The organism is Actinokineospora sp. PR83 (genome assembly GCF_021056305.1).
In the GTDB taxonomy this organism is placed as follows: domain Bacteria; phylum Actinomycetota; class Actinomycetes; order Mycobacteriales; family Pseudonocardiaceae; genus Actinokineospora; species Actinokineospora spheciospongiae.
In genome coordinates, this window is the sequence record NZ_JAJCXD010000016.1 from 39765 (window position 1) to 66392 (window position 26628).

21 protein-coding genes are annotated in these 26628 nt (G+C 73.3%); 12 read left to right on the forward strand and 9 right to left on the reverse strand.

What is annotated here, in order from left to right:
• Nucleotides 1–7 precede the first annotated feature (7 nt).
• The 8 genes from L6E12_RS05370 to L6E12_RS05405 all read left to right on the forward strand — a co-directional run bounded on the left by L6E12_RS05370 (nucleotide 8) and on the right by L6E12_RS05405 (nucleotide 12831).
• Nucleotides 8–1219: a hypothetical protein gene (locus L6E12_RS05370; RefSeq protein WP_236226760.1), complete on the forward strand. Its 1212-nt coding sequence runs from the start codon at nucleotides 8–10 to the stop codon at nucleotides 1217–1219.
• Nucleotides 1216–1872 carry a 4Fe-4S single cluster domain-containing protein gene (locus L6E12_RS05375; protein WP_236226761.1) on the forward strand — a complete coding sequence of 219 codons (657 nt, stop codon included), beginning with the start codon at nucleotides 1216–1218 and terminating at the stop codon, nucleotides 1870–1872. The genes L6E12_RS05370 and L6E12_RS05375 overlap by 4 nt, the downstream gene beginning before the upstream one ends.
• Nucleotides 1873–2035: 163 nt before the next feature.
• Nucleotides 2036–2965 carry a hypothetical protein gene (locus L6E12_RS05380; RefSeq protein ID WP_236226762.1) on the forward strand — a complete coding sequence of 310 codons (930 nt, stop codon included), beginning with the start codon at nucleotides 2036–2038 and terminating at the stop codon, nucleotides 2963–2965.
• 50 nt (nucleotides 2966–3015) lie between these two features.
• On the forward strand, nucleotides 3016–5703 hold the full coding sequence (locus L6E12_RS35285; RefSeq protein WP_308074184.1) for a CHAT domain-containing protein: 2688 nt from the start codon (nucleotides 3016–3018) through the stop codon (nucleotides 5701–5703).
• Nucleotides 5704–5731: 28 nt separating this feature from the next.
• Nucleotides 5732–7183, forward strand: coding sequence for a hypothetical protein (locus tag L6E12_RS05390; RefSeq protein WP_236226763.1), 1452 nt, complete (start codon nucleotides 5732–5734; stop codon nucleotides 7181–7183).
• 31 nt (nucleotides 7184–7214) lie between these two features.
• The gene (locus L6E12_RS35290; protein ID WP_236226764.1) at nucleotides 7215–10088 is read left to right on the forward strand and encodes an AAA family ATPase; all 2874 of its coding nucleotides are present in this window, start codon (nucleotides 7215–7217) and stop codon (nucleotides 10086–10088) included.
• Nucleotides 10089–10157: 69 nt separating this feature from the next.
• Entirely contained in the window at nucleotides 10158–12560 is a 2403-nt protein-coding gene (locus L6E12_RS05400) for a caspase family protein (RefSeq protein ID WP_236226765.1), read from the forward strand.
• Nucleotides 12561–12585: 25 nt separating this feature from the next.
• Nucleotides 12586–12831: a hypothetical protein gene (locus L6E12_RS05405; RefSeq protein ID WP_236226766.1), complete on the forward strand. Its 246-nt coding sequence runs from the start codon at nucleotides 12586–12588 to the stop codon at nucleotides 12829–12831.
• A gap of 375 nt (nucleotides 12832–13206) precedes the next feature.
• On the opposite strand, the gene L6E12_RS05410 is transcribed toward L6E12_RS05405, so the two are convergent.
• Nucleotides 13207–13668, reverse strand: coding sequence for a nuclear transport factor 2 family protein (locus L6E12_RS05410; RefSeq protein ID WP_236226767.1), 462 nt, complete (start codon nucleotides 13666–13668; stop codon nucleotides 13207–13209).
• Between the two features lie 133 nt (nucleotides 13669–13801).
• On the opposite strand from L6E12_RS05410, the gene L6E12_RS05415 reads away from it, so the two are divergent.
• Nucleotides 13802–14422: a CGNR zinc finger domain-containing protein gene (locus tag L6E12_RS05415; RefSeq protein WP_236226768.1), complete on the forward strand. Its 621-nt coding sequence runs from the start codon at nucleotides 13802–13804 to the stop codon at nucleotides 14420–14422.
• A gap of 81 nt (nucleotides 14423–14503) precedes the next feature.
• On the opposite strand, the gene L6E12_RS05420 is transcribed toward L6E12_RS05415, so the two are convergent.
• From L6E12_RS05420 to L6E12_RS05435, 4 genes are all read right to left on the reverse strand, one after another.
• On the reverse strand, nucleotides 14504–15070 hold the full coding sequence (locus L6E12_RS05420) for a PadR family transcriptional regulator (RefSeq protein ID WP_236226769.1): 567 nt from the start codon (nucleotides 15068–15070) through the stop codon (nucleotides 14504–14506).
• Between the two features lie 41 nt (nucleotides 15071–15111).
• Entirely contained in the window at nucleotides 15112–15978 is an 867-nt protein-coding gene (locus tag L6E12_RS05425) for an alpha/beta fold hydrolase (protein WP_236226770.1), read from the reverse strand.
• Nucleotides 15979–15997: 19 nt separating this feature from the next.
• Complete coding sequence (locus L6E12_RS05430) at nucleotides 15998–17392, reverse strand: FAD-dependent monooxygenase (RefSeq protein ID WP_236226771.1); 1395 nt, start codon at nucleotides 17390–17392, stop codon at nucleotides 15998–16000.
• Between the two features lie 133 nt (nucleotides 17393–17525).
• On the reverse strand, nucleotides 17526–17804 hold the full coding sequence (locus tag L6E12_RS05435; RefSeq protein WP_035282621.1) for a GlsB/YeaQ/YmgE family stress response membrane protein: 279 nt from the start codon (nucleotides 17802–17804) through the stop codon (nucleotides 17526–17528).
• 165 nt (nucleotides 17805–17969) lie between these two features.
• Between L6E12_RS05435 and L6E12_RS05440 the strand changes: the two genes are divergently transcribed.
• Together L6E12_RS05440 and L6E12_RS05445 are read left to right on the forward strand one after the other, a co-directional pair.
• Entirely contained in the window at nucleotides 17970–18605 is a 636-nt protein-coding gene (locus tag L6E12_RS05440; RefSeq protein ID WP_236226772.1) for a TetR/AcrR family transcriptional regulator, read from the forward strand.
• A 40-nt stretch (nucleotides 18606–18645) separates the two neighbouring features.
• Nucleotides 18646–20037: an amidase gene (locus L6E12_RS05445; RefSeq protein WP_236226773.1), complete on the forward strand. Its 1392-nt coding sequence runs from the start codon at nucleotides 18646–18648 to the stop codon at nucleotides 20035–20037.
• A 54-nt stretch (nucleotides 20038–20091) separates the two neighbouring features.
• Here L6E12_RS05445 and L6E12_RS05450 read toward each other — a convergent pair whose 3' ends face one another.
• The 3 genes from L6E12_RS05450 to L6E12_RS05460 form a co-directional block, all read right to left on the reverse strand.
• Nucleotides 20092–20685, reverse strand: coding sequence for a TetR/AcrR family transcriptional regulator (locus L6E12_RS05450; RefSeq protein WP_236226774.1), 594 nt, complete (start codon nucleotides 20683–20685; stop codon nucleotides 20092–20094).
• A gap of 5 nt (nucleotides 20686–20690) precedes the next feature.
• Nucleotides 20691–22235: an MFS transporter gene (locus L6E12_RS05455; protein ID WP_236226775.1), complete on the reverse strand. Its 1545-nt coding sequence runs from the start codon at nucleotides 22233–22235 to the stop codon at nucleotides 20691–20693.
• 68 nt (nucleotides 22236–22303) lie between these two features.
• On the reverse strand, nucleotides 22304–23278 hold the full coding sequence (locus tag L6E12_RS05460; protein ID WP_236226776.1) for a hypothetical protein: 975 nt from the start codon (nucleotides 23276–23278) through the stop codon (nucleotides 22304–22306).
• Nucleotides 23279–23446: 168 nt separating this feature from the next.
• On the opposite strand from L6E12_RS05460, the gene L6E12_RS05465 reads away from it, so the two are divergent.
• Nucleotides 23447–25717, forward strand: coding sequence for a tetratricopeptide repeat protein (locus L6E12_RS05465; protein WP_236226835.1), 2271 nt, complete (start codon nucleotides 23447–23449; stop codon nucleotides 25715–25717).
• 108 nt (nucleotides 25718–25825) lie between these two features.
• Here L6E12_RS05465 and L6E12_RS05470 read toward each other — a convergent pair whose 3' ends face one another.
• Complete coding sequence (locus tag L6E12_RS05470; protein ID WP_236226777.1) at nucleotides 25826–26365, reverse strand: MOSC domain-containing protein; 540 nt, start codon at nucleotides 26363–26365, stop codon at nucleotides 25826–25828.
• Between the last annotated feature and the right edge of the window lie 263 nt (nucleotides 26366–26628).

Consider the following 26628-nt stretch of genomic DNA (forward strand, 5'->3'; position numbering starts at 1 on the left):
GCACGCTGTGACCCATCCCCCGCAGAGCCCGCTCCGGGCGTGGGTGCCCGGACGCCGCGGGCCGGTCGCCGAGCCCGAGCCGCGGCTGCCCGTCCCCATCGAGGAGCCGCGCACCCCGGCCGCGGTGCTGATCGCCGAGGCGAGGGCGCGCGGGGAGGCGGACGCCCGCGGGCACGTGCGCGACGGGTGGTCGTTCACCGACCCCTTCGCCGCCGCCCAGGACGCCGAAGCGGGCAGGGAGGACTACGTGAACGTCCTGCGCCTGCGCTGCGCGGCCGCGGTCGCGTCGGCGCGGGACCGCCACCTCGCGGTGGTGCAGCAGACCGCGCCGCTGCGGGAGCGGCGGGAGGAGGCGCGGCAGCGGATGGCGGCCGCGCAACGGATGATGGGCCTGCTGGCGGGACGGGAGGCGTGGCTGCGGGAACCCGACCTGGACCGGCCGCCCGCCGCCGAGGGCGAACAGCCCACCGAGGAGGTGCCCGCCGACGACCCGGTCTGGGAGGGGGAGACCACCGCACTCGGACTCCCGTGGCGCGCGCTCATCCTCGCCGGGCTGGTCGCCGTGCTCGGCCCGCTGCACTTCCTGGTCTTCCACCACTTCCTGAGCGGCACCCTGCCCCCGGTGGCGACCTGGGCGCTGGGGCTGTCGTCGGCGGTGCTGATGGTGCTGGGACCGCACGTCACCGCGCTCATGCTGCGCTCGGGCCGGGCCACCGGCAGCGACCGAGCGCTCAAGCCCGCTGCGGTGGTCCTGGCCGTCGCGTGGGCCACGATGGCGGTCTTCCTGGGCATGGTCGCGGCTGCCGTCGTCGGCGTCGACCGCGTCCGCCTGTCGTCCCTGGACATCACCGGCACCACGCTGGTGCTGGTGTTCATCGCCGGGCTGCTGGTCGGCGGGTCCGTCTCGTTCATGATCGGCTTGGCCCGCAGGCACCCGTTCCAGGAGGCGTACGCCCAGGGCAGGGAGCGGTTCGAGGAACTGGACGCGCGGTTGCAGGCCACGACCCTGCGGCTGGACCCGGGCTTCGCGGACTTCGCCGCGGTCATCCCGGAGAACGGCGACCGCCAACCCGAGACCCTGATCGAGGCCATTCGTTCCGCCTACCGCGCGGCGGAGCACGCCTACTTCGACGCCCTGTCCGCCACGATGGGCGACCCGACGTTCACCGAGGCCGTCGAACACCGGCTGGTCCTGCTGCGCCGGGAGGGCGTCACATGAGCGCGCGGTTGCGGATCAGCCGGACGCACTACCCCGTCCACGCCCTGGGGCCGGGGAATCGGCTGGTCGTGTGGGTGCAGGGCTGCACCCTGGCCTGCAAGGGGTGCATGTCGCGGGACACGTGGCCCGCCGAGGGCGGTACCGAGGTGCCGGTCGGGGACCTGGTCGAGCTGTGGCGGTCCGCGGTCGAGCGCGGTGCCGACGGGTTGACGGTGAGCGGTGGGGAGCCGTTGCAGCAGCCGGAAGGTCTGGCCGCCTTCCTCACCGCCGCGGACGAGGTCCGCCGAGGCGCGGACCGGGAGCTCGACTTCCTCGTCTACACCGGTTACGACGAGGCCGAGCTGGACCGGTCCCACTGGGACGCGGTCGTCCACGCCGACGTCGTGGTCTTCGGCCGGTTCGACGTCACCGAGCCGACCGACCTGGTGTGGCGGGGCTCGGCGAACCAGCGGATGACCCCCAGGTCCGACCTGGGCAGGCGCCGCTACGCCGACCTCGTCGACCACGCACCCGAGCGGGGACCGCTCCAGGTGGAGGTGCGCGGCGGCGACCCCTGGATCATCGGCACACCCCGCGTGGGAGCCCTGCGCGACCTCGACCGGTCGATGAGGGGTCTCGGGCTCCGGGTCACCGATGTCACCTGGCGGCCCTGAACCGGTCCGGTCGCACACCGGTCCATTCCACGGCACCGAGGCGGTCCACCGCCGTACCGGGGTAGTCGGTTGTCATCATTTCCCGGTCGGTCCATCGAAAGCGCAGAAAACGGCTCCTAGCTTCGGGTTCACCGAAGCAATCCTGACGTGCAGGAGCCTCCCCATGACTGATGACGACTTCTTCCGCACCACTCCCGAGCAGGTCCGGCAGCTGGCGAGCCGGGGAGAACTGGCCGACCGCGCGGCCGAGGCCCGAGGGAACGCCCGCCGGAGCCTGCGGGCCTCGGTCTTCGAGATCGCCCAGCCGATCGTGTTCTGGAACCTCACCAGGAAGCTGGAGCTCAAGCGCGGCCACTACCGCTGCGCCACCGCGGTCCGCCACCTCGACGACCAGTGCCTGGACCGGTTCCACGACGACATGGACGCCGTCGTCGACGACGTGTTCCGCAACGCCCGCGTCCCCATCACCTCCCTGGAGGGCTGGCTCCGCAGCCGCCTGACCCACGCCACTGTCGACGGCTACCGCCGCAGGCGCAGCGAGCGCGGCGCCCTGCAACGCCCCAGGGTTCCCCGCTGGCTGGCCGCCGAACTGGGCGACGACCCCGCGCTGCTGGCGCTCGCCGTTGACGTGCTGGACTTCGTCGGCACCGACACCGCCCTGGGCCCGGGGATCTGGCCCACCGAGCAGTGGGTCGAGCGCCGGGTGGCCTGCGGCGCCGACCCCGCGACCGCCCACCGGGTGATCGCGCGCGAGACCGAACTGGTGCTGTCGGCCATGCGCGTGCGGCCCAAGTGGTACGCGGACTACGTGGAGCGGCCACTGGGGCACAAGCGGCAACTGCCGGTCCCGCTGCCGCGCTCCTCGTCGGAGAACGGCGCGGACCTCTTGGAACCGGTCTTCCGCCAGGAGGAGCCCGACCCGCTGGTGGAGCGGGCGGCCGTCGCGGTGGCGGCGATCGGCAGTCGGATCGCCGGGGGAGAGGAGCCCGAAGCCGTCGTGGTGGACGTGGTGTCGTCGGTGTTCGACGACGAGCCGTGGTCCACCGAGCCCGCGGCGGTGGACCGCATCCTCGCGGCCCTGACCGCCCACTGAGGAGCCGCCCGTCCGTCAGGAAAGAGCAGGACACGGTCGAGGAGGTGGCGGTGGAGCAGGAAGTCGACGTCCCGGGGGTCGTCAGACGGTGCCGGAAGGTGCTCGACGGGGTGGCCGCGGGCGCGGTGGAGCCGCACGACGTGTCGTCCTTCCTCTCCGACCTGGGCGAGTTGCCGCCCGGACACCCCCGGCGCGGGGAGTTCGCGGCCACGATGGTGACACTGCTGACCCGCGGTGGCGGCGCACCACCGATGGCGGTCATGGGCGACCTCGGCGCACTGCTGGACATGGTGGACACCGCCCCTCCGCACCTGCTCGCCTGGCCGCGGGCACGGGATGCGGCCCGCGCCTTCCAGTTGACGGTCGAGGTGCAGGAGCGGGCGATCACCGCCGCCTCGGCCACCGCCGAGTTGGACGAGCTGGCGACCCGGCACCCGGACTTCCCGCCGACCCTGGCCGCGATCGAGACCGCCCGCATGGGGGTGCAGCTCAGCACCGCCTTCCAGCGCGATGACTGGAGCAGCATGATCGGCCTGACCGGGCTGATGGGGCAGATGGCCGACAGCTTGGGCGATGCGCCTGCGTCCGGGCCCCTGCGGGATCTGAGTGCCGCGATGCGGGAGTTTTTGCGGGCTCAGCAGACCAAAGACTTCGGTGTGGTGCCGGACCTGCTCGACCGGATGCGCGACTCCGCGGTCGCGGCGGGCGTGAACCCGGCCGCCTTCTCGGTGCCTACGGAGGGTGAGCCGCTGCTGCGGCTGCTGACCGACCCCGAACCCGGATCGGGTGGATTGTCCACCGACGAAATCATTCGGACGTACGCGGGCGGTGACACGGGGGTCTCGGGCAAGCTCGCCGCCAGTTACGTCCTGATGGACGCAGGCTTGGAGACCGACCTCGACCGCATCGACCGCGCCGTGGAGCTGACCAGGGAAGCAGCCGCTGAGCCCGGTCCCATGCAGGACATCGCCCGCAACGCCCTCGCCATCTACCTGTGGCGGCGGGCGGAGGTCCTCGGCACCACCGAAGGACTCGACACCGTACAGCGGGTGCTCGAGGACCTCGTCGGCGACCTGCGCGGGCGCGGTGGTTCGGCGCACCCGCTGTGGACCGACGTCAACAGCCTGCTGGCGCAGGTCAAGCGGCGGGTGGGCGACCAGCACGGGTCGGGCGCTGCCGGTTCGGAGGCCATGTTCCGGTTCGCCCACCAGGCCCTGATGGAGTCCGATCCGGCGACCGCCCGGACCAGCCTGCGCGAGGCCGCCGCACTGGGCATGGACTTCGCCCGCCACCGCGTGCTGGCCGGGGACTACACCGGTGTGCTGGAGGCACTGGACACCGGTCGCGGCCTGATGCTCTTCGCCGAGGTCGAAGTGCTCGACCTCGCGCCCAGGCTGCGGGCGGCAGGCCGCGACGACCTGGCCCGCAGGTGGGAGGCGGAGGGGCCGACGACGCCGGGGCTGCGCGCCGAGGCCATCGAGGTGCTGGTGGCCGCCGAGGGGGGGATCGGCCGGCTGCTCAGGCTGCCGTCCCCGGCGGACATCCGGGCCGCGCTGGGCACCGTGGACGCCGACGCCCTCGTCTACCTCGTGCCCGCCGACCAGCAACAGCCCGGGATGGCCCTGGTGGTGCCGCGCGAGGGGCCGATGGCCTACCTCCCGCTGACCCACCTGAGCGTGCGCCAGGAGGCCGGGGTCGAGGGGTACCTGGCCGCCCTGTCGCACCTGTCCCGGGAGCTGGCCCCGGCCGCGCGGGCCCCCTTCGCCGACCGCCTGGACGACTTGTGCGAGTGGGCCTGGCGGGTGGCCATCGGCCCGCTCCTGGACCGCTACTTCGCCCGGGGTGCGCGGGAGCGCGGCCGGGTGCCGCGGATCGTGCTCATCCCGATGGCGGAGCTGGCGGCCATCCCCTGGCAGGCCGCGCGCAACCGCGAGGGCACCTACGCCGTGGAACTGGCCGCCTTCTCCCAGGCGGTGTCGGCGCGCGAGTTCTGCGTCAACGCCGCACGGCCCCCGGTGCGGCTGACCTCGACCGGTCTGGTCGTCGGGGACCCGCACACGCAGGGCCCCGCGCAGGACCTGCCCGCCGCGCGCTTGGAGGCGTTCGAGGTCCACCGGGCGTTCCTGCGCTCGGCGAAGTACGTGGGCCGCCGCCCGAACGGCTCGGTGAGCCCGTCGGGAGCGGGCACCGCCGAGCAGGTGCGGGCCTGGTTGACCGCCGACGGGCCGCACGCGGGCGCGGTGCTGCACCTGGCCTGCCACGGCCAGTTCACCTCCGACGAGCAGTCGGCGAAGGCGTGCCTGCTGCTGGCACCCGACGCCGCGGGCACCCCGGGGGAGCTGGCCGCGGACGAGATCGTGCGCCTGCTGCACAGCACCCCGGACCGGCGGATCGGCCTGGTGGTCATGGCCGCCTGCCACACCGGTCGGTCCATCCACGGCTACGACGAGGCGTACAGCCTCGGCACGGCCTTCCTGGCAGGCGGTGCCCGCACGGTCCTCTCCACGCAGTGGGCGGTCCCGGACGGTGCCACCTCGATGCTGATGTACCTGTTCCACCACTACCTGCGCGCGGAGAAGCTGCCGCCGTGGCAGGCGTTGCGCACCGCCCAGCTCCACATGCTCCACCCGGACACGCCCCTGCCGGACAGCCTGCCCGCCCACCTGCGCGAACTCGTCGGCGACCGTGAGCACGCAGGCGTCGTCGGGTGGGCTGGATTCGTCCACGGCGGCCACTGACCACCTCGACCGGAGGAGAGACAACCGGATGCCCCAGAGCACCGAGACCATCGACGAGTTGCGCGCCCGGCTGGCGGGCCTCACCGGCCCGGCCAGGGTGGAGCCGCTGAGCAGCCTGGCGCAGAAGCTGTTCCACCGCGTGACGACCACACCGCTGGAGTCGCCCTCGGCACGGGCCGACCTCGACGAGGCGATCCGGTGCACCGACGAGGTCTACGGACACCACCGCGACGGCGACCCGCAGCGCCCGCAGGTCGCGGCCCTCCTGGGATTCATGCTCAGTCTCCGCGAGATGCAGGTCCGAAGCGGCGATGACCGGTCGAGGGCCGTCGCGCTGATGGAGGAGGCCCTCGCGCACGGGAAGTTCGCTGCCTCTTACCTGTCGGTGCTGCGCGTGCTGCTGGCGATGCTGCTGGTCGCAGGCATGCAGGACCGGCTGATGGGCATGGTCTCCCTGTCGCCGATCGACATGATGGCGGGCAGGCGCGCACCGGCGGCGGTGCCGGACCTCGGCCGGGCCGAACAGCTCCTGCGGACCGTGGGTGAGACCCCCGGGGTGTCGACCGACGTCGCCGACATGGCGGACCTGATGTTGCAGATGTGCGACCTGATGAAGACCATGCTCGGCCTGGGCACCAGGCCCATGGACCTGTCCTCGATGCAGGGCCTGTTCACTCGGCTCGCCACCCTGCAGAGGCGGTTCAACGCCGGTGGCGCGGGGGTCTTCGGGTGGATGCGCACCGCGCTGGAGCCGGGGGCGGGGATTCTCGACGTGCCGCGCGCGGAGGTGCCGGTGGTCATCATCGAGGAGGACACCGCGGGGCACGTCGACGCACCGCGCGAGCAGGTCGCGGTCGCCGCCCCGCCGCAGCCCACGCAGAGCGACCTGCTGCGTTCCCTGGTGGAGTTGCTGTCCCTGGAGCGCAACGGCCACAGCGCCTGGGACACCGCTGCCCGGCTCCTGCTGCCGGACTCGGAGGCGCCCGACGTGGAGACCGTCGACACCGCGATCGCCCTGGCAGGCGAGGTGCTGGAGAGCGACGACCCCGACCTGTCCGACGAGGACACCGCCCTGGCCCACTTCGTCTACGCCACCGCACTGTGCCTGCGGCACCGCGCGGACCCCACCGAGGACGGCGCCGACTGCGAGTTCGGCGCGCAAGCCCTGCTGTCCGCCGTGCGCGCGCTCCCGGCCGACCACCCCGACCAGCCCGTCGTGCTGCGTTCGCTGGGCGCGTTCCTCGTCCCCCAGCGGCCGCTGGCCGGGCTGGACGCGCTCGCCGCCGGGTTCACCGGGCGCCTCGACGCCCTGCTGGCCACCGGCAACCTGCCCGAGGACCGCAGGGCGGAGCTGCACGCCCTGCGCTGCGCCTGCCGGGCGGCGTTCGCCGCGAGCGAGCTGCGCAAGGCGGTCGCGGCGTTGCCCGCTGACTACCCTTGGCCCGTGTCGCTGAAAGCCGCGGCCCAGCTGCTCGACTGAGCGACCACGGCAGGGAGGGGGCACCGCGGTGGTGAACGGGTTCTTCGGCCGGGTCGCCGAACTCAGCCTGCTCGCGGAGCTGCTGGCGGGCGCGGCGCGGGGGCTGCCCGCGGCCGTGGTGCTCGACGGCGAGGCGGGCACCGGCAAGACGCGGCTGCTGCGGGAGTTCGCCCGCACCGCCAGGGAATCCGGCGCGTTCGTGCTGGCGGGCGGCTGCCTGGAGCTGGCGGGCGACGGCATCCCGTACGGACCGCTGACCGAGGCGCTGCGGGGCCTGGTCCGCGCCGAGGGGGAGCAGCGGGCCCGGGAGCTGGCCGGACCGGCCTGGTCGGAACTGGCGGACCTGATCTCCGACTTCACCGCCGGTCCCGGACCCGCGCCGGGGTACGGCGCCCAGACCCGGGTGTTCGGCGCGGTCTCCCGCTTGCTCGACCACCTCGGTGGCCGCAAGCCGCTGCTGCTGGTGTTCGAGGACGTGCACTGGGCCGACACCGCAACCCTCGACCTCATCGCCTACCTGGTGCTCACCAAGACCGACGAGCGGCTGATGCTCGTGTGCAGCCACCGCTCGGGGCTGCGCACCGGGCACCCGCTGCGGGTCCGGCTGACCGAGCCGGAATTCGTCCGCCGGACCAGGAGGGTGACGCTGCAACCGTTCAGCCGCAAGGAACTGCGGTCCTTCGTCGCCGCGTTGACCGGCGAGGACGTCAGCCCCGAGCGGGCCGACGAGTACTTCGCGCTGTCGGAGGGCAACCCGTACTTCACCGAGCAGCTCGTCGCCGAGTCCGGCTCCGGGGCCACTCGCATCCCCCCGTCCCTGGACGACCTCATGCGCGAGCGCCTCGCCCGGCTCGGTCCCGACGCGGGCGGGCTCACGAAGGTGGCGGCGGTGGCGGGCCGCCGGGTCGGCGACGCCCTGCTGGCCAGGGTCGCCGGGCTCGACGACCGGGCGCTCGACGCCGCGCTCACCGAGTGCCTCGCACAGCGCGTGCTGGTGGAGGACGAGGACGACGAGTCGTACCGGTTCCAGCACGCCCTGCTCCGCGAAGCCGCCTACGGGATGGTGCTCGCCCGGGAGCGCAAGCGCCTCCACGCCCAGTTCGCCGAGGCACTGGCCGAGGAGGCGCCCGCGAACCCCCGCCTGCTCCCCGAACTCGCCTACCACTGGTTCGCCGCCGACAACGCGCCCCGGGCGCTGCACGCCTCCGTCGGCGCCGGTGACCTGGCCATGCGGCTGCGGGCGTTCACCGAGGCCGAGACCCAGTACGCCCGCGCCCTGGAGCTGTGGTCGCGGCTGCCCGACGCCGAACAGGTGGCGGGCACGACGCTGGTGCGGGTGCTCGAGGTGGCCGCGAACGCCGCCCGCTGGGCCGGGCACCTGCGCCAGTGCGTGACCTGGGCCCGCCGGGCGGTGCGGGCCGCGGGCGGTGGGGACCCCGTCGTGCTCGGCGGCCTGCACGAGCGCCTGAGCAGCTACCTGTGGGAAGCGGGCTACGACGAGGAGTCCCTGGCCGAGCTGCACTCCGCCGACCGCCTCCTGGCCGGTGCCCGGCCGAGCGCTGCGGGCTCCCGAGTCCGGTCCGCCCTCGCCACCGCGGCGGTGAAGTCCGGCCGGTGCGCGGAGGCGCTCGACCTGGCCCGGCAGGCGGAGGCGGAAGCCGAGGCCGCGGCCGCGAGCCCGGAGGTCGGACGGGCGCGCAACAGCCGGGGGCTGGCGCTGTCGGGTCTGGGCAGGCACGACGAAGCCGTCGCGGCTGTGGCGGACGCGCTGGGCATCGCCGAGGCCGAAGACCAGCTGGAGGACCAGTTGCGGGCGCGCGGCAACCTCGGCGTGTGCCTGGAGCGCGCGGGTCGGGTCGCCGAGGCCGCGGCGCAGTTCCGGGCGGGCCTGGAGAAGACGAGGGAGTTCGGGCTGCTCGACTCCCGGCAGTCGGCGCTGCTGGCCAACAACGCCTGCGCCACCCTGTTCCAGGTCGGCGAGTGGGAACAGGCCGTCGTCCTCGTCGAAGAGGTGCTGCGGTACCACCCGGCGCGGGAGACCACGTTCCAGCGGCTGACCAAGGCGGAGGTCGACCTGGCCACCGGCCGGTTCGACGAGGCCGAGCGATTGCTGCGGAGCGTGCGGAACCTGCCCAGCGCGCAGCCGCGGTTCTTGAGCCCCCTCTACCGCTGCCTCGCCGAACTGGCCGCGGCCCGCGGCGACCTGGAGGGTGCGCTGGGCACTGTGCGGCACGGCATCGAGGCGGTCGCCGCCTGCGAGGACGCGCTGTTGGTGTTGCAGCTGTGCGCCTGCGGGCTGCGCCTCGTCGCCGACTGGCCGGAGCCCGGTCCACCACCGGACCTGCGAGCCCTCGCCGACGACATGGCCGCGCGGGCGACCGGCGACGGCGACCCCGAGACCCGGGTGCTCGCCGCCCTCTGCGCGGCCGAGCGGGCGCGGGCCACCGGTGGGGACAGCCCGCGGGTGTGGACCGACCTCGCCGAGTCGTGGTCCGGCCTGGAACGGCCCCACGCCCAGGCGTACGCGCTGGCCCGCGCCGCGGATGCCGCCGCCAGGGCCGAGGACAGACCGGCCGCGGTCGCGGCGGCGGCCGCGGCCGCGCAGATCGCGGACCGACTCGGGGCCACGCCGCTGGCCGGGCTGGTCCGGCGGATCAGCCGGGCGCACAAGCTGTCGGGCAGGCCCCCGGCCCGACCGAAGAGACCGTTCGGCGTCGCCGACCGCGAGCTGGAGGTCCTGGTCCTCGTCTCCCGGGGGCTGACCAACAGCCAGATCGCCACCCGGCTGCACGTGGCCACGTCCACCGTGGCCAACCAGCGCGCTTCGGTGATGCGCAAGCTCAACGCCAAGAACGCCCCCGACGCGGTGCGGATCGCCCGCGAGAACGGGTTGCTGGCGGACTGACGGTGCGTGGGAGCAGGCCCGGGGCCACGCCCCGGGTCTGCTCCCACGCACCCGTACCCAGGAGGGAACATGGCACGCAGAGCACTGCTGATCGGATCGGAGACCGGAGGTCTTTCCGGGCCCGGCCACGACACCGCCGCGATGGCGACCACCCTGGCGCGCTGGGGGTTCACCCCAGTGGTGTGCGAGGGGGAAAACGCCAGCAGGGCGGGCATCCTCGACGCGTACGAGCGGCTGATCAGCCAGTCGCGGCCCGATGACGCCGCCGTCGTCTACTACAGCGGGCACGGGGCCTACGCCAAGGACCCGTCGCTCGCCGAGGGGATGCCCGGACCGGGGGTGGTCCAGTTCATCATCCCGACCGACTTCGAGGAGTCCTGCGAGGACGACTTCCGCGGCATCGCCAACGTCGAGCTGTCCGTGCTCCTCGACCGGCTCACCGCGCGCACGCCGAACGCCGCGGTCGTCCTCGACTGCTGCCACTCCGGCGCCATGTCACGGGACCCGGAGACCGGCGCCGTGCCGAAGGTGTGGCCGCGCGCCGTACCCGGTCACCTGGCCCGAGCGCACCTGGACTCGCTGCACCGCGGCGGCGCCGACCTGCGGGGCCTGCACCCCGGGGGCAACCAGAACGCGGTCCGGATCGTGGCCTGCGCGATGAACCAGCGGGCCTACGAGGCGCCCAACGCGGACGGTGTGTCCATGGGCTACCTCACCGACGCGCTGACGCGCGCGCTCGACACGCTCGACCCGGAGGTCGGGCGGTGGTCCTGGGCGACCGTCGTCGACCGGGTCCGCATGCTCGTCCTGGACCGGTGCGGGGTGCAGCGCCCGGAGGTGGAGGGTCCGGGGGAGCGGGAGCTGTTCGGGACCGAACCGGTGGAGCAGGTCGCGTCCCTGCCCGCCTCTCGGCAGCGCCAGTGGGTCCGCATCGCGGGCGCCCGGCTGCTCGGCTACGGCGCGGGCGACGAGTTCGCGATCCACCACCACGACGTCCCGCTCGGCGCGGTGGTGGTGGAGTGGACGGACGGTCACGCGGCCTTCGGCAGGCTGCGCGGGCCGGACCCCGAGCTGGAGCTCCCCGTGGGCGCCCGGGCGCAGCTCGTCGCGACGAGCGTGCCCACGCTCCCGGTGTCCCTCGGTGCCGGTCTGGAGTCGTTGGCGCAGGACGTGCTGGCCGATCCGGTGCTGCGCCTGGCCTCGGCGGGGGAAACCGCGCCGGTGCGGGTGGTGGCCGACTCCGAGGGGGTCGCCCTGCACGACGCCGTGGGCCCGCTGAGCCGGTCGAAACCCGCCGCACACGACCTGCTGGGAGACCTCAGGCGGGTGGCGCGGGCGCGGGCCGTGCTGCGGTTGTCCGAGGACCCGGGCATGGCGTTGCCCGCCCGGGTGCGCGTCGAGCTGGCCAGGGTCGTCGACGGCGTCGCGCACCCGCTGCCCGCCTGCGGCGCGGTGCTGCACCCCGGCCAGGCGGTGTGCGTGGCGGTGCGCAACGAAGGTGAGCAGTACCTGTACGTGTCGCTGCTGGACATCGGTGTGTCCTCGCAGGTCACCCTGTTGAACCCGGCGCACCCGAGTGGCGTGCCCATCGCACCCGGCAAGCAGTACGTCTTCGGCGGGGATGACGTCACCGGTGCGCTGCCCGGCATGGAGCTGAGCTGGCCGTCGTCGGTGCCACCGGTGGGCCCCCGCCGGGAGAGCATCGTGGTCCTGATCAGCGAGGAGCGCGCCGACGCGGTCCTCCTTCAGCAGGGGGGCGTGCGCGCTGGGCGGCCGCTGAACCGGCTGGAGCAGCAGCTCTGGCGGTTGGGTGCCCAGAGCAGCAGGGAAATCACCCCGATGCTCACGCGATCGGTGCGCTTCGCGGTGCGGACCGTCGACTTCGACGTCGTCCCCACACCCGCGCCGTATTCGGAGAAGGCGGTCTTCGAGGTCGACGACCGCCCGGACTCCGCCACCCCGCCGGGTGAGGTGGGGGAACCGACCAGGGTCGTCCTGCGCATGCCCACCCTGGTCTTGCACCACAACCGCTCGTTCCGCAGCCAGGACTTCCGGCTCGACACGCTGGTGGTGACCACCGGCGCGGACGGGGAGATCCGCCACCACAACCACACCGCCCGGTTCACCGGCACCGTCGACGGAACCCGCCTCGTCATCGGGGGCGATCCGGTGTTCGAGGGCGACGTCCGGGAACGGCTGGACGTCGCCGTGTGGGTGTCGTCGGCCCGCGGGGAGGGAGCGGACCTCTCGGCGGTGACCGGGGAGTCGACCGCCAGGGTCGTCGACGCCACCGAAGCCCTGCTCGCAGCGGGGGCGGACAGGGTCATCGGCCTCTACCGGGCGGGGTTCCGGGCAGATGAGCGGTTCGGGGCTGCTCGGCTGGGGGCGGAGAGCACGGTCCGGACCGCGGACTTCACCTTCGACCTCACCGTCGAGGAGGTGCCCGCCCGCGGTCCGTCAGTTCTCCGGTAGCGGCACAACCGCCAAACGGAAGGACATGGCAGTGCGAACCAAGCGGATCAAGCTCGGCGATCAGGTGTGGAAGGTGAGCGGGACCGAGGCGGACTCGGTCGAGGCCGCCGTCGAAGCCGCCATGACCGAGGGCAGGGTCATCAAGCTCACCCTCCTCAACGGCGACGACACCCCGGCCACGGTCATCTTTAACGGCAAGGCGGCCCTCCTCGCCGTCATCGACGACGGAGCGGTCCCCCGACCGACCGAGATCTCCGGTTCCATGGAGTGAAGTGGCATCACCTCGCAGGTGCGGGCAGTGGTCCCGCGGACCGGCGGCACACCACGGACCACCCGTCAACCGGTGTGCCGAGTCGAACACCCACCGGTCCCCGACCGAGGCTGGAGCTCGGTGAGCGCGGTCTGCCCACGAGCGAACCCGGTTCGCGCGCAACGAGTCGTGCGAACCGGGTTCTCCGCAGCGGGGACAGGACTGGCGGATTCGTCTGACGGGGCCCATCCGACCTCGCCAACGCACATCTCCCGCGTCCGCACCCGCCCCAGCCCGCGCGACCGCACCCAGGCGGCTGTGTAGGCACGCGACCACGGGATCACCTGAGGTGTGTCGATCGCTACGTCGGCGGTCGGGTGCGAACCCGTGTCGCGGTCACCGGAGCGGGATGTCGTGGCCGCGTTCGTCGTCGGGGCGGGGGCCGAACCAGCGGCGGTCGGCCTCGCTGATCGCCACGTCGTTGATGCTGGCCTCGCGGCGGGACATCAGGCCGGTTTCGGTGAATTCCCACAGTTCGTTGCCGTAACTGCGCCACCACTGTCCCTGGTGGTCGTGCCACTCGTACTGGAACCGCACCGCGATCCGGTTGCTGCGGAAGGCCCACAGGCTCTTGCGCAGCACGTAGTCCTGCTCGCGCTCCCACTTGGCGGTCAGGAACTCCACGATCGCTTCCCGGCCGGTGACGAAGGTGTCGCGGTTGCGCCACACCGAGTCCGGTGTGTACGCGAGGGCCACCCGGCCGGGGTCGCGCGTGTTCCACGCGTCCTCGGCGGCCTGGACCTTCCGCAGGGCGCCTTCCTCGTCGAAGGGCGGGAACGGGGGACGGGATTCAGGCATGGTGGTGTTCCTGCTCGGTCCGGGGGAATCTAACGGTAACCCACTGCAACTTCCGTTAGGAGGTTAACCGCGGTGATCGAGTGGTGTCAACGGGTGAACTGCGATCCACCCGTTAGAAGAGCTAGGGTGAGGCATGGCCGCCGATCAGCTCACCCTGCCCCCGCTGCTGGGACAGGCAACGCCGATCGAGCTGATGAACACCGTCTGGGCGGACCGGCACGGCATCCACGACTCACTGGCCACTCTCCGGGATGCCCGCCACTGGCTCACCGCACTGGCACCGCGACTACCGAACCCGGCCACCGCGGCGAAGCTGTCCGAGAACGGACTGCTCCGCCTGCGCGACCTGCGTGACGCACTACGGCGACTGGCCGCCGAGCGAACCGACGACCCGCGCTCCCGGGCCGCGTCCGCGATGACCTCCCTCGACACCGCGATCCACACGGTCAACCACAACGCCCGCGCGGCACGAACCTGGCAGGCACTCGAACTGACCGACGACGGGACCGTGACCGAGAGGTCACACACCTCCGGCTCACCGGACGACCTGCTCCTGCGCACCCTCGCCACCCAGGCCGTCGCCCTCTTCGGCCGGTGGGACGACCTGGACCTGCGCGTCTGCCTCGCCCCGGGCTGCGTGCTCTACTTCCTCAAGGACCACCCGCGCCGAGAGTGGTGCTCGACCGCCTGCGGCAACCGCGCCCGCGCGGCCAGGCACTACGCCCGCCACGGCCGAACCCCCGCAGGCGAATAGCCCCGGCGACCTATTTGGTCGGTCTGGAGAGAGGTTCCACTTTGCCGTGAACTGTTGCGTCGCCGCCGAGGGGATGTCGGGTCAGGGACTCGACTGCGGGGGGACGTTGCGCAGGCGTTCGATGGTTTCGTCTATCCAGTCCACCCAGGTTTGGGACATCATCTCGCCTGCGCGGCGGACGGAGTCGACGATCAGGGGGTCGAGGTCGTCGCCGGTGTGGTGGGCGGTGGCGGTGGCGATCTGTTCGCGGAGTTCGGTGGCGAGTCGGTCGCGGTCCTTGGTGTGCAGGTCGCGCATCACCTGGAGTTGGGTGATGGTTTCCTGGGGTGGGCGGGCGCCGTAGAAGAAGAAGCGGACCATGAACGGGACGCGGACCGGGTCCAGTTCGGTGACCAGTTCGCCGGTCCAGGCCTCGAACGCCGTTCGGCCCGCGTCCGTCACCGAGTAGACCCTGCGGTCGGGGCGGCTCTGTTGGGGTTCCACCTCGGACACCACCAGGTCGTCCTTCTCCAGTTGGCCCAGTGTGCGGTAGATCTGGCTGAGTTGGGCGGGCCAGACGAAGTTGATGCTGTTCCTGATGGCCGAGGCCAGGTCGTAGCCGGTCATCGGGTGTCGGAGCAGGAAGCCGAGCAGGGCGAACTTCAGCATCGGGCTCCTTCCGGCGGGCGCAGGCAGGAGGGTACCAACCGTCACCCGGCGTCCGCGTGCCGCGCGAACCAGGTTTCGAGTAGGGCTGTCACCTGTTCGGGGTGTTCGCGGTGCGGCCAGTGCCCGGCGTCGAGCCAGTGCACTTCGGACTGGTCGCAGTGGGCGGCGCTGGGGTTGACGAGGCGGGTGCTGAACGCGCCGTCGCGGTGGCCCCAGATGAGTTGGGTGGGCACGCGCACCGGGGTGTCGGGTTGGGTGCGGATCGAGGCGGGCAGCGCCCGGAACATCGCCCGGTACCAGAACAGCGGTCGCTGGATCGCGCCCGGGTGGCGCCAGACGGCGCGGTGCTTGTCCAGGTCGGACTCGCCGAGGTGGGCGCCGTGCCTGAGCATCGCCGCCAGGACCGCGCCGCCGCGGGCGCCGAGGACCGCCTCGGCCAGGCCGGGGATCTGGAGGGCCACCATGTACCAGCTCCGCGCCATCTGGGAGGGCATCCGCGTGAGGGCGCGGGCGAACACCCGCGGGTGCGGGCAGTTGACGACGGTCAACGACCGGAGCAGGTCGGGCCGCTCGATCGCCACCGCCCAGGCGACCGCGCCGCCCCAGTCGTGCCCGACCAGGTGCACCGGGGCCAGGCCCTGGCGTTCGATGAGCAGCACGATGTCCTTGACCAGCAGGGGCATCCCGTAGTCGGCGACCGCCGCGGGTTTGGACGACAGGCCGTAGCCGCGTTGGTCCGGCGCGACCACCCGGTGCCCGCGCCCGGCGAGCGCGGTCATCTGCTCGGCGAAGCTGAGCCACAGGTCGGGCCAGCCGTGCAGGAACAGCACCGGGGGACCGTCCGCCGGGCCCGCGGTCTCGACGTGCAGCAGGACGTCGTCGACGTCGACGAACTGGGGCTGGAACACCGGTTCTCCTCGCTCGGGTTCAGGCGGTGCCGAGGACGGTGGCGACCGTCGCCGACAGGGGACCGGGGTCGCGGTCCCGCAACGGGCGCAGGACCCGCCGGGCGATGCGCGGGGAGCCGAGCGACGACACCGGCCGGTGGAGGTTGAGCACGTCGTTGAACGCCGACGCCACCTCGGGGTCCACCGCCGCGGCCCGCTCCAGCCGGTCGCGGTAGCCCTGTCCGAGGCGCGTCGGCCACGGTGTGCGGACGCCTTCGGTGCGGCACCCGTGGCGGAGGTCTTCCCCGAGCGCGAGGCGCCAAGCCTCGACGGACGTGGCGGCGACCGCTCGCGCCGCGCGGCGCTCGAACCCCGGCGCTGCGCCCTCGGCGGCCAGGACCCGGCCGAGGGCGACCGCGGAGAGCGCCGCCACGCTCATCCCCTGGCCGTAGACCGGGTTCGACGCGCTGGCCGCGTCGCCGAGCGCGACGACACCCCGCGGTGCCTCGCGCAGGCGGTCGTAGTGGCGGCGGGTGTTGCTGCGGACCCGGAAGGCGCGGACCGGGCCGACCGGGTTCGACCGCCGCAGCGCCTCGGCCAGGACCGGCGCGGCCATCCGGTCGGCGAAGTTGCGCAGTTCCCCGATGCCGGTCGGTATCGGCGGGCCGCCGCCGACCGAGCCGAACGAGATGTGCAGCAGGCCGTCCTCGATGCGCAGCGCCACGCCGCCCACCGACGAGCCGGACTCGGCCTGGCCGCTGAGGACCGCCATCCACTCCGGCTCGAACGACGGGTCCGGTTCGGTCACCACGCTGGCGTACCGGACGTCGGAGTGCACCACCGACACCGGCGGCGGCCGGTGCCCGACCTGCTCGAACCACTGCGGCAGCGACGAACCACGGCCCGACGCGTCGACGACCAGGTCAGCGCCCAGGTCGCCGCCTGCTGTCCGCACCCCGGTGATCCGGCCGCGAGTCCGGTCGGTCACCAGCCCGAGGACCGCCGTCCGGTCGCGCACGGCGACGTTCGGCAGTGCCCGCACCCGGCTGCGGACCGCGTGTTCGACGAGGACCCGACTGGCGGCGAAACCCGCGCTCCACCAGGAAGGTATCCGGATCGTCGTGTCGCCCCGGACCACGAACAGCGAACGGTCGCCCATCGCCGGATCACCTGAACCCGGGGTGATCGCCCCCTCTGCCGCCAAGTCCGCGCTCAGCCCGGGGAACAGGCCGACCAGCGCCCGCCGACCGGAGCCCAGGAGACCGTGCGCGTGGTGCGACTGGGGCACGAAGCGCCGGTGCGCGGGACCGTCCGGGAGTTCGTCGCGTTCGACCACGACCACCTCGTCGTAGTGCTCGGCCAAGACCCGGGCGGCCACGAGACCTGCGATCCCGGCACCGAGCACCACGGCCTGGCCCTGCCTGTCATATGCCACTGCTCATATATAACTTGTTGAATAAGCCGGGTCAACCCCCGTCCGCTGCCACCGAACCGCCTCGGAAACGTGCACAAACGACCAGCGCCGCCACCGGGAAACCGGTGGCGGCGCTGGTCGATGGGGTATGGGGTTACCGGTGAACCGCGCCCCTGCGGCCGTACAGGCCAGCGGCCAGGGCCACACCCGCACCCGCCAGGGCGACCTGGAACACGATCTCGATCCAGTCGATGCCCCGGGTGTCGCCGACGCCGAGGGCGTTGGCCAGGAAGGTGCCGATGATGGCGGCCACGATGCCGATGCCGATGGTCAGCCAGATCGGGATGTGCTGCTTGCCCGGCACGACGAGCCTGCCGAGCGCCCCGATGATCAGACCGACGACCAGTGCGCTGATGATCCCTGAGACAGTCACGTCCACTCCTTCGACGAAGTTCGCCTTGCCGGGGAAATACCCCGCCCGGCCGTCGCTCAATCGGCCCAACGCCGAATTCGCCCGCGATCACCGCCACACCGGTCCGGTGCCGCGTGAGCGCGCAGGTGGGGCAGTACGTTCGTGCGGGAGGAGGGCGGTGGACCGATGTCTTCACACGACGGGCCGGGCGACCCGGCGAGGACCGGCCGGGGCAGGCGCACGCAGGCCGAACGCCGCGCCGAGACCCGGCGGGGACTCGTGGAGGCGGCGATCGCGCTGTGGGCGGAGCACCCGGTCGCGGACGTGTCGCTGGACCGGCTGGCCGCCGCCGCGGGCTGCACGCGCGGGGCCTTCCACGGCAACTTCGAAGACCGCGCCGAGTTCGTCGACACCGTGCTGGCGGCGATCGTCGCCGAGGCGGGGCACCGGCTCGCCGCCGCGGTCGCCGCGGCTCCCGATCCGCTCGCGGGGCTGACCGCCTACATCGTGGAGAGCGTCCGGTTCGTCGCGGACGAACCCGCCAAGGCGGGCGCCCTGGCCGCCATCGTCCGGCACCGGGAGGCAGCGGGCGATGGCGGGTACGCCGACCTGGCCCGCGACGGGTCGGTGGGGCTGGTCGCCCTGCTCCGGGACGGGCAGCGGGCGGGACTGGTGCGCGACCTGGACGTGGAGCTGGCGGCCGGGGCCATCCGCGTCACGCTCGACACGCAGATCCGGTCCGGCCGGGTCGCCGACGCGGCGGCGGCGGATCGGGTCGGCGCGGAACTCGGCGCGTTCTTCGACGCGGCGGTCCGCCGATAACCAAGGGACAGGTTTGATACGGCGTCGTATGTTAATGCGCATGATCACCACCGGTGCGCGTGAACTGGCCGCCGCCGTCCGCGCGGGGACGGTCTCGGCGGCCGACGTGGTTCGCGACGCCCTCGCCCGGATCGACCGGGTGAACCCGACCGTCAACGCGATCACGCAGCGGGCGGAGAACGCCGTGGGGGAGGCCGAGGCGTTGGACGCCCGGCGGGCGCGCGGTGAGGACATCGGCCCGCTGGCGGGGGTTCCGTTCACCGTCAAGGAGAGCATCGCCGTGGGCGGCCTGGCCACCACGCACGGCGCCCGGTTCCTCGCGCGCAACGTCGCCGAGCGGGACGCCCCGCCGGTCGAGCGCCTGCGGCGGGCGGGCGCGGTGTTCGTCGGCCACACCAACATGCCGACGCTGACGATGGCGGGCATGCACTCGCGCAGCGAGCTGTTCGGCGGCACGGCGAACCCGTGGCGCCTCGACCGCACGCCCGGCGGTTCCAGCGGTGGCGACGCCGCGGCCGTGGCCTCGGGCATGGTCGTGCTCGGCCTCGGCAACGACGCCGGGGGCTCCCTGCGGTTGCCCGCGAACTTCTGCGGCGTGGTCGCGCTGAAGCCCACGGTCGGCCGCTACCCGGCCGACCACCGGATCGGCTCGGACGAACCGTCCCTGGCCTCGCAGCTCTTCCCGGTCGACGGCCCCATCGCCCGAACCGTCGACGACCTGGCCCTGGTCCACGAGGTGCTCTGCGGTCCGGATCCCCGGGACCCGCGCGCGCTCCCCGTCCCCGCGCGGCTGGGGGACGGCCCACCCCGGCCGGTGGCGCTGGTCCGAGACCCCGGCGGGGTCGGCATCAGCGCGGCGGTGTCGGCGGCACTGGACCACGCCGCCGACGCGCTGGCCGGGGCTGGCCACGAGGTCACCGAGGTCGGGGCGCTGCCCGGCCTCGACGAGGCCCTGGCCGCCTACGGCGTGCTGGTCAACACCGAGTTCGGGCTGATCTGGGACCGCATCGCCATGGTGTTGTCCGAAGAGGACAGGGCTTACCAGCAGCTTGCCATGGACCGCAGGCCCCCGGCGACGCTGCCGGAGTACATCGCCGCGACCGCGTCGCTGCTGGCGGTCCGGAAGGCGTTGGCGCGGTTCGGCGAGCAGTTCCCGCTCGTGCTGGGCCCGGTGTACGACCGCCTCGCCCCACCGCCCGACCTGGAACGGGCCGACGCCGGGGCGAACGAGCGCTACGGCCGGGCCATGGCGCTGAACGTGGCGACCACCTTCGCCGGGCTCCCCTCCGTCGCGGTGCCCACGGGACTCGACGACGGACTGCCCGCGGGCGTGCAGATCATCGGCCGCGCGTACCGCGAGGACGACTGCCTCGCCGCGGCCGCGGTCGTCGAGGCGTCACGTGCCCCGCTCGTCCCGCCTGTCGACGCGTGACCGGGGGACCAGTCCCACCTCGTCCTCCGACAGGGTCGCCGACCTGCCGGGTGATCAGCGCCCGGGCACCACGTCGAGGTGGTCCCAGAGGCGGGTGTCGGTGGTCAGGGCGAGCAGCACGGCCTCCAGCCCGCGCAGGGCGCTGTCGTCGAGCGGGGTGCTCCAGTCGGGGGCGGCGCTGATGCCGTCGGCGGCGGCGGCGACCAGGGCGGTGATGTGGTCGGGGAGGCCGTCGCCGCGCAGGTCGTCGCGCCAGCGCCGGGCGTCGGCGCGGGCGATCTCGGCGACCTCGGGGATGGTGGACAGGTGGCTGATGAGGGGCTGGATCTCGCGCACGGCCACGTCGTCGCGGGCGAACTCCACGCAGACGCGGACGTAGGCGCGGGTGAGCGCGCCGGGGCCGGTGTCGGCCGGGTCGACCGCGGCGGTGACGTCGGCGCGGAAGCCTGCGAGGAGGTCCTCGGCGAGGGCGCGCACGAGTTCGTCCTTGGAGGCGAAGTGGTGCAGCAGCCCGCCCTTGGACACCCCCGCCTGCCTGGCGATGTCGTCCAGGCTGGCGGAGACGCCGCGGGCGCGGACGGCCGCGCCCGCGGCGTCCAGGAGCGCGCGGCGGGTGTCCTCGGCGCTGCGCCCGGCTTTGCGCGGCATGTGCGTCACTCCTCGCCCTGGTCGGTCGTGGTCGGGGTCTTCCTACCGGAGGGGATGGTGCGCCAGGCGACGAGGGCGGCCACGGCGGTGACGGCGGCGGCCAGCACGGAGGTGACCTGCATGGCGGTGGTGAACGCCTCCTGCGCCGCGGTGGCCGGGCCGGAACCGGGCTCGACGGCGTTCAGGGCGGAGGCGAGGGAGTCCGCCACGGCGGCGCGCACCGGGTCGGGCAGGTCGGCGGGCAGCTCCAGGGCCGACCGGTAGGCCAGGGTCACGCCGGAGCCGAGCAGGGCGATGCCCAGGACCGCGCCGAGTTCGTACGCGGTCTCGGCGATCGCCGACGCGGCCCCGGCACGCCGGGGCGGCACGGCGGAGACCACGGCGTCGGTCGTCAGCGTCATCGCGACCCCGATGCCCAGGCCCACCGGGACCAGGGCCAGGCCCAACCACAGGTACCGGTCAGAGCCCTCGGCGACGGCGACCAGGCCCAGGCCGACGGCGGCCACGGCGAGCCCGGTGCCCACGGCCCGCCCGGTGCCCAGGCGGGCGACGAGCACACCGACGACCCCGACCGCCAGGATGGCCGCCGCGGTGGTGGGCACCTCGGCCAGGCCCGCGAGCAGCGGGCTCATGCCCCGGACCAGTTGCAGGTACTGGGAGAAGAAGAACAGCAGCCCGCTGAGCGCGAAGATCGCGATGACGTTGGCGAACACCGCCCCGCTGAACGCCTTGTCGGCGAACAGCCCCACGTCGATCAACGGCGTGCGCAGGCGGCGCTGCCTGCGCACGAACACCACCCCGGCGACGACGCCCACCGCGGTGGCGAGCAGGGTCGCCCCGTCCACACCGGAGCCGACGGTGTGCTTGACCGCCCAGACCAGCGGCACGACCGCGGCCAGAGACAGCGCCGCGGACGGCAGGTCGAAGCGGCCGGGCCGGGGGTTGCGCGACTCGGGCAGCAGGAAGGCGCCCGCGACGAGGAACACCACCACGAGCGGCACGTTGATCAAGAACACCGAGCCCCACCAGAAGTGCTCCAGCAGCGCCCCGCCCAGCAGCGGCCCCACGGCCATGCCGCCGCCGGAGGCCGCCGACCAGATCGCGATGGCCCTGGTGCGCTCGCGGTCGTCGGGGAACAGGTCGCGGATGATGGACAGGGTCGAGGGCATGATCGTCGCCCCGGCCACGCCCAGCAGCAGCCGCGCGGCGATGAGCGTTCCCGCGTCGGGGGCGAACGCGGCCAGGGCGGAGGCGACCCCGAAGGCGGCGGTGCCCGCCAGCAGCACCCGCTTGCGCCCGAGCCGGTCGGCCAGGGTGCCGGTGGTGATCAGCAGTCCCGCCAGCGCGAGCCCGTAGACGTCGCCGATCCACAGGACCTGCTCGGCGCTGGGCGCCAGGTCCGCCACCAGCGACGGCACGGCCAGGTACAGGACGGTGCCGTCCACGGCCAACAACAGCACGGCCCCGACCAGCACGCCCAACGCAGCCCACCGCCGCCGGTCCGGCGCCTGCGACGGCTGTGCCGCGCGGGCGGTGTCGTCCTGGGTCATGCAGTTACTATACCGTCTGGACGGTACAATAAATCAACTGCCGGGGTCGTCCGGGTCGCACCGCTGGATCAGGTCCGACGCACGCGTTCCCCGACCGCGAGCGCGGCGGCGAGCAGGTACGGGCCGAGCAGCACCGCCGCGCACAGCAGGCCGTACCGGAAACCCCCGGTGAGCGGTCCGGCCGCCACCTGTCCCGCGGTCCAGCGCAGCACGGTCACCAGCACCGGCACGACGAACACGGCGAAGCAGGCGAGCACGCCCGCGAAGCCCGCGAGCCACAGCCAGCGGAACCAGCCCGCGGCGCGGCGGTCGGCCTCGGACGCCCCGGCGAGTTCGGCGGACTGCTCGGCGGTGAGCCCGCCGAACGCCTCGCGCGGCCGCAGGGTCTTGACCCGCCAGAGGTTGTGGCAGCCCAGCAGGTTCACCAGCACCGCGTGGAAGTCGGTGTGCAGGAACACCATGCACTGCCACAGCAGGCCCGCCGGCTCCAGGTAGATCCCGACGGCCAGCACCGCGTCCACCACGGGCGCCGCCGACCACGCCCCCATGTGGATCAGCAGCCGCCCGGTCAGCAGCAGGGCGAGCAGCACGACGTCGAGCGCCATCCCGCCCGGGAGCGGGCCGTACCGCCTGCGGCGCGGCACGCTCCACAGTTGCGTCAGGTCGGTCTCGAAGACCAGCAGCATCATCCGCCGGTTCACGCCGAACCGGGCGCGCAGGCCGATGGCGCGGGCGGCCAACCAGTGCCCGCACTCGTGCAACGCCATCGTCAGCACCGACAGCGGGGCAGGCAGCACCGCGCTCAACCCGGTGTCGCCGAACGCGAACGCGTCGCGCGACGGGGCCGGGAACAGCGCCGGGACGGCGGCAAAGGCAACCGCGCACGCCAGGTCGAGCACCACCTGCGCGCCCGCCGCGCGCGGTGGTTCGAAGCCGCTGAGGTAGCGCAGCGCCTCGTAGGCGATCAGCGACCCGAGCCGCATGGCGATCGGGCCGATGAGCGCGTTGGTGAACCGCAGCGACCTCGACAGGCGCTGCGCCACGCCCGCGGAGCCGGGGTCGCCCGGGTCAGGTCGGCCGCGGGCGCGCGGTGTCCGGCCGGAACGCGGTGCCGCCGCGAGTTCGCCTCGTGAAGGTACGGCCGCGTATGGGTGGTGGGGAAGAATCGCGACGTGGAGTCGGTGGAGCGTGGAGCGGGTGTCGTGAACACGATGGCCGGTGCCCTGCCAGGGGTCGCCGTGCAGGCCGCAGTGGTGCACGGCGGTGTGCACCTCCACGGCGGGTCCGGCGACACCGGCGGTGGTGTCGCGGTGGTCACCGCCCTCAGCGCTGCCGATCGCGAGAACGCCGGTCAGGTGTTCGTGGGTCGGGCCGCGGAGTCGGACCGGGTGCTCGCCGCGCTGGCGCCGGGTGGAGTCGGCGGGCCCGTGGTGGTTTCGGCGCTCGCGGGGATGGGCGGGATCGGCAAGACCGCGTTGGCCCGCCACGCGGCCGCGGTCGCCGTGGGGCGGGGTTGGTTCGCGGGCGGGGCGTTCTTCGTGGACCTGCGCGGTTACCAGGCCGACGTCGGTCTGTCGGCGGAGTCGGTGTTCGCGCCGCTGCTGCGGCGGTTCGGGTTGTCGGGCGAGCGGATCCCGACCGGCGCCGGTGAGCAGGCCGCTGTCTACGACCAGGTGTTGCGCGACCTGGCCGACCAGGGCAGGCCGGTGCTGCTGGTACTGGACAACGTCGGGACCGCTGAACAGGTGCGCGGACTGGTCCCGGCCCCGGGGATGTGCTGCCACCGGGTGCTGGTGACCACGCGCGACACGCTTGCGCTGCCCGGCGCCCAGCGCACGGCCCTCGACGTCCTGAGCCGGGTCGAGTCGGTCGAACTGCTCGATCGGGCGTTGCGCGAACACATGTACACCGACTCCCGTGTCGGCGACGACCCGGGGGGCGCTCTTGACCTCGCGGCGGTCTGCGGTGGTGTGCCGCTGGCGGTGCGGATCGCGGTCGGGTTGCTCGCCGACGACGAGGACCTGGTGCCCGCCGAGTTGGCGGCCGAATTGGCTGAGGCAGGCACGGATGCCTTCGCGCACGGGGAGACCGCTCTGGGGACGGTATTCGCCGCCTCGTACGACCGGCTGATGGCGCGGGACCCCGTGGCCGCCGGAGTGCTGCGCCTGATCGCGCTGAACCCGGGACCGGACGTGTCGACTGAAGCGGTGGCAGCCCTGGCGGGCCTCCCGGTCCCGGTGGCGCGCACCCGGCTGCGGGCCTTGCAGCACGCCCACCTGATCACGAGGGTGGACCGGCGGTGGCGCGTGCACGACCTGATCTGCCGCCACACCCACGACCACGCGCCCATCGAGGTCGACGACACCGCGGTGGCGATCACCCGGTTGCTCAGCCACTACACCGCGGTCACCCACGCGGCCGACGAACACCTCCGCGCGTGGGCGGGGCACCCGGTTCCCGATCGGTTCGCCGACCGCGCCGGTGCTTTGGCCTGGCTGGACCGCGAGCACCCTGCCCTGGTCGGAGCGGTGCGGCTGGCAGTGGTCACCGGTCACCACTTCCACGCCACCCGCCTGGCGCAAGCCCTGACCGCCTACCTGTCCTGGCGCCGTCACCTCACGGACTGGCTGGTCGTCGCCCAGTGCGCACTGGGCGCGGCCGAGTGCCTCGGGATCAGCACCACCACCGCGGCCGCGTGGGACAACCTCGGCCTGGCACTGGGGGAGGCACGTCGTTTCGACGAGGCCATCACCGCTCACGAGAATGCCGGGGATCTCTACCGCGAGGTCGAGGACCGCTACCGGGAAGGCGTGGTGCTCAACAGCCTGGGCGCGGCGTTGGCCCAAGTCCGGCGGTACAGCGCGGCGACCACGGCCCACCGGCGGTCGGTGGACCTGCACCGCGAGGCGGGCGACCGCCACGGCGAAGCCCTGGCCCGCAACAACCTGGGACTGGTGCTGCGGCGGACCCGGCGGTTCGACGAAGCCATCGTCGTCCACGAGCAGGCGTGCGACCTGCTCAGAGCTGTCGGCGACCGCCACAGCGAAGCTGTCGCGTGGAACAACCTCGGTCTGGCACTGCGCGAGACGGGCCGCCTGGACGACGCCATCCGCGCCCACCGGCGGGCCCGCGACCTGCACCAGCGGATCGGCGACCACCACGGCGAAGGCAGTGCGTGGAACAACCTCGGAATCGCGCTGCGGCAGGCAGGGGCCACTGCCTCCGCCATCACGGCCCACCGCACCGCGATCACGCGGCAACAGCGAGCCGGGGACCGCCACCACGAGGGGACCGCGTTGACCAACCTCGGCCTGGCGCTGCACCGCGCCCAACGGCGGGATGAGGCGCTCGACTGCTGGGAGCAGGCCGCGGAGGCGTTCCGCGACGTCGGTGACGACGAACTCGTCCGGCAGGTCGACATTCTCATCCAGAGCTCGGCTGTTGTTCGCCGTGCCGAGGGGAGCGCCCGCGAATCGGAGTGATCGTCCCGCTCCGCGGGTGGCGATCGCGGGCTGATCCGGTGGTTGCTCACGCGCACCGGATGACGAGCCGCCGTGGCGTCGAGGCCATCGAGTGACCGGTTCGGTTCGTCAGACCGGCTGCAGGGGCGTGTGCGGGGTGGCGGGCACCTGGACGCGGATGGTGTCGCCGGGGCGCACGTGGCCGCCGACCAGGACCACGGACATGATCCCCGCCTTGCGCACGACACCGCCCTGCTCGTCGCGCCCGACCACGTGGCGGAGCAGGCTGTCCTGGAAGGCGTCGATCTGCGGGCAGGGGTTGCGCAGGCCGGTCACCTCGACGACGGCCTCCTCGCCCAGGTGCAGGAGGGTGCCGGTGGGCAGGCCCAGGAGGTCGACACCGCGGGTGGTGACGTTCTCGCCGAGTTGGCCCGCGGACACGGGGAAGCCGAGGGCGGCCAGCTCGTCGTGCAGCTCCGCGTGGATCAGGTGCACCTGCCGCAGGTTGGGCTGGGTGGGGTCGCGGCGTACCCGCGACCGGTGCTTGACCAGTTCCCCGGCGTGGGCGTCACCCTCGACACCGAGTCCGCTGAGCAGGGTGATGCCCTCCTCGGTGGGCTTGGTGAACGAGTGCCTGTCACTGCGGCTCACGGCCTCGACGGTGCCCATGACCTGAACCGTACCGACGGGGCGGGCTGCGTGGTCGTGTTCGCTCCACCACAGCCATCCCGATCGCCTCCCGGGAAACCCGAGGCTCCATCTGAGAAAGCCGGGCGCCACTACTCCACCCGAGTGATGACGCTGCGTGCTCGTTGCACGTCCACAACGTTCCTGATCGGGCGTATGTCCAGTTCACCAGGGTCGGGGCCGCCGGTGCGGAGCCCTCCGCCTGCTCCTGATCGGCGAGCGCGCCGGTAACGGCCGTGGACGGG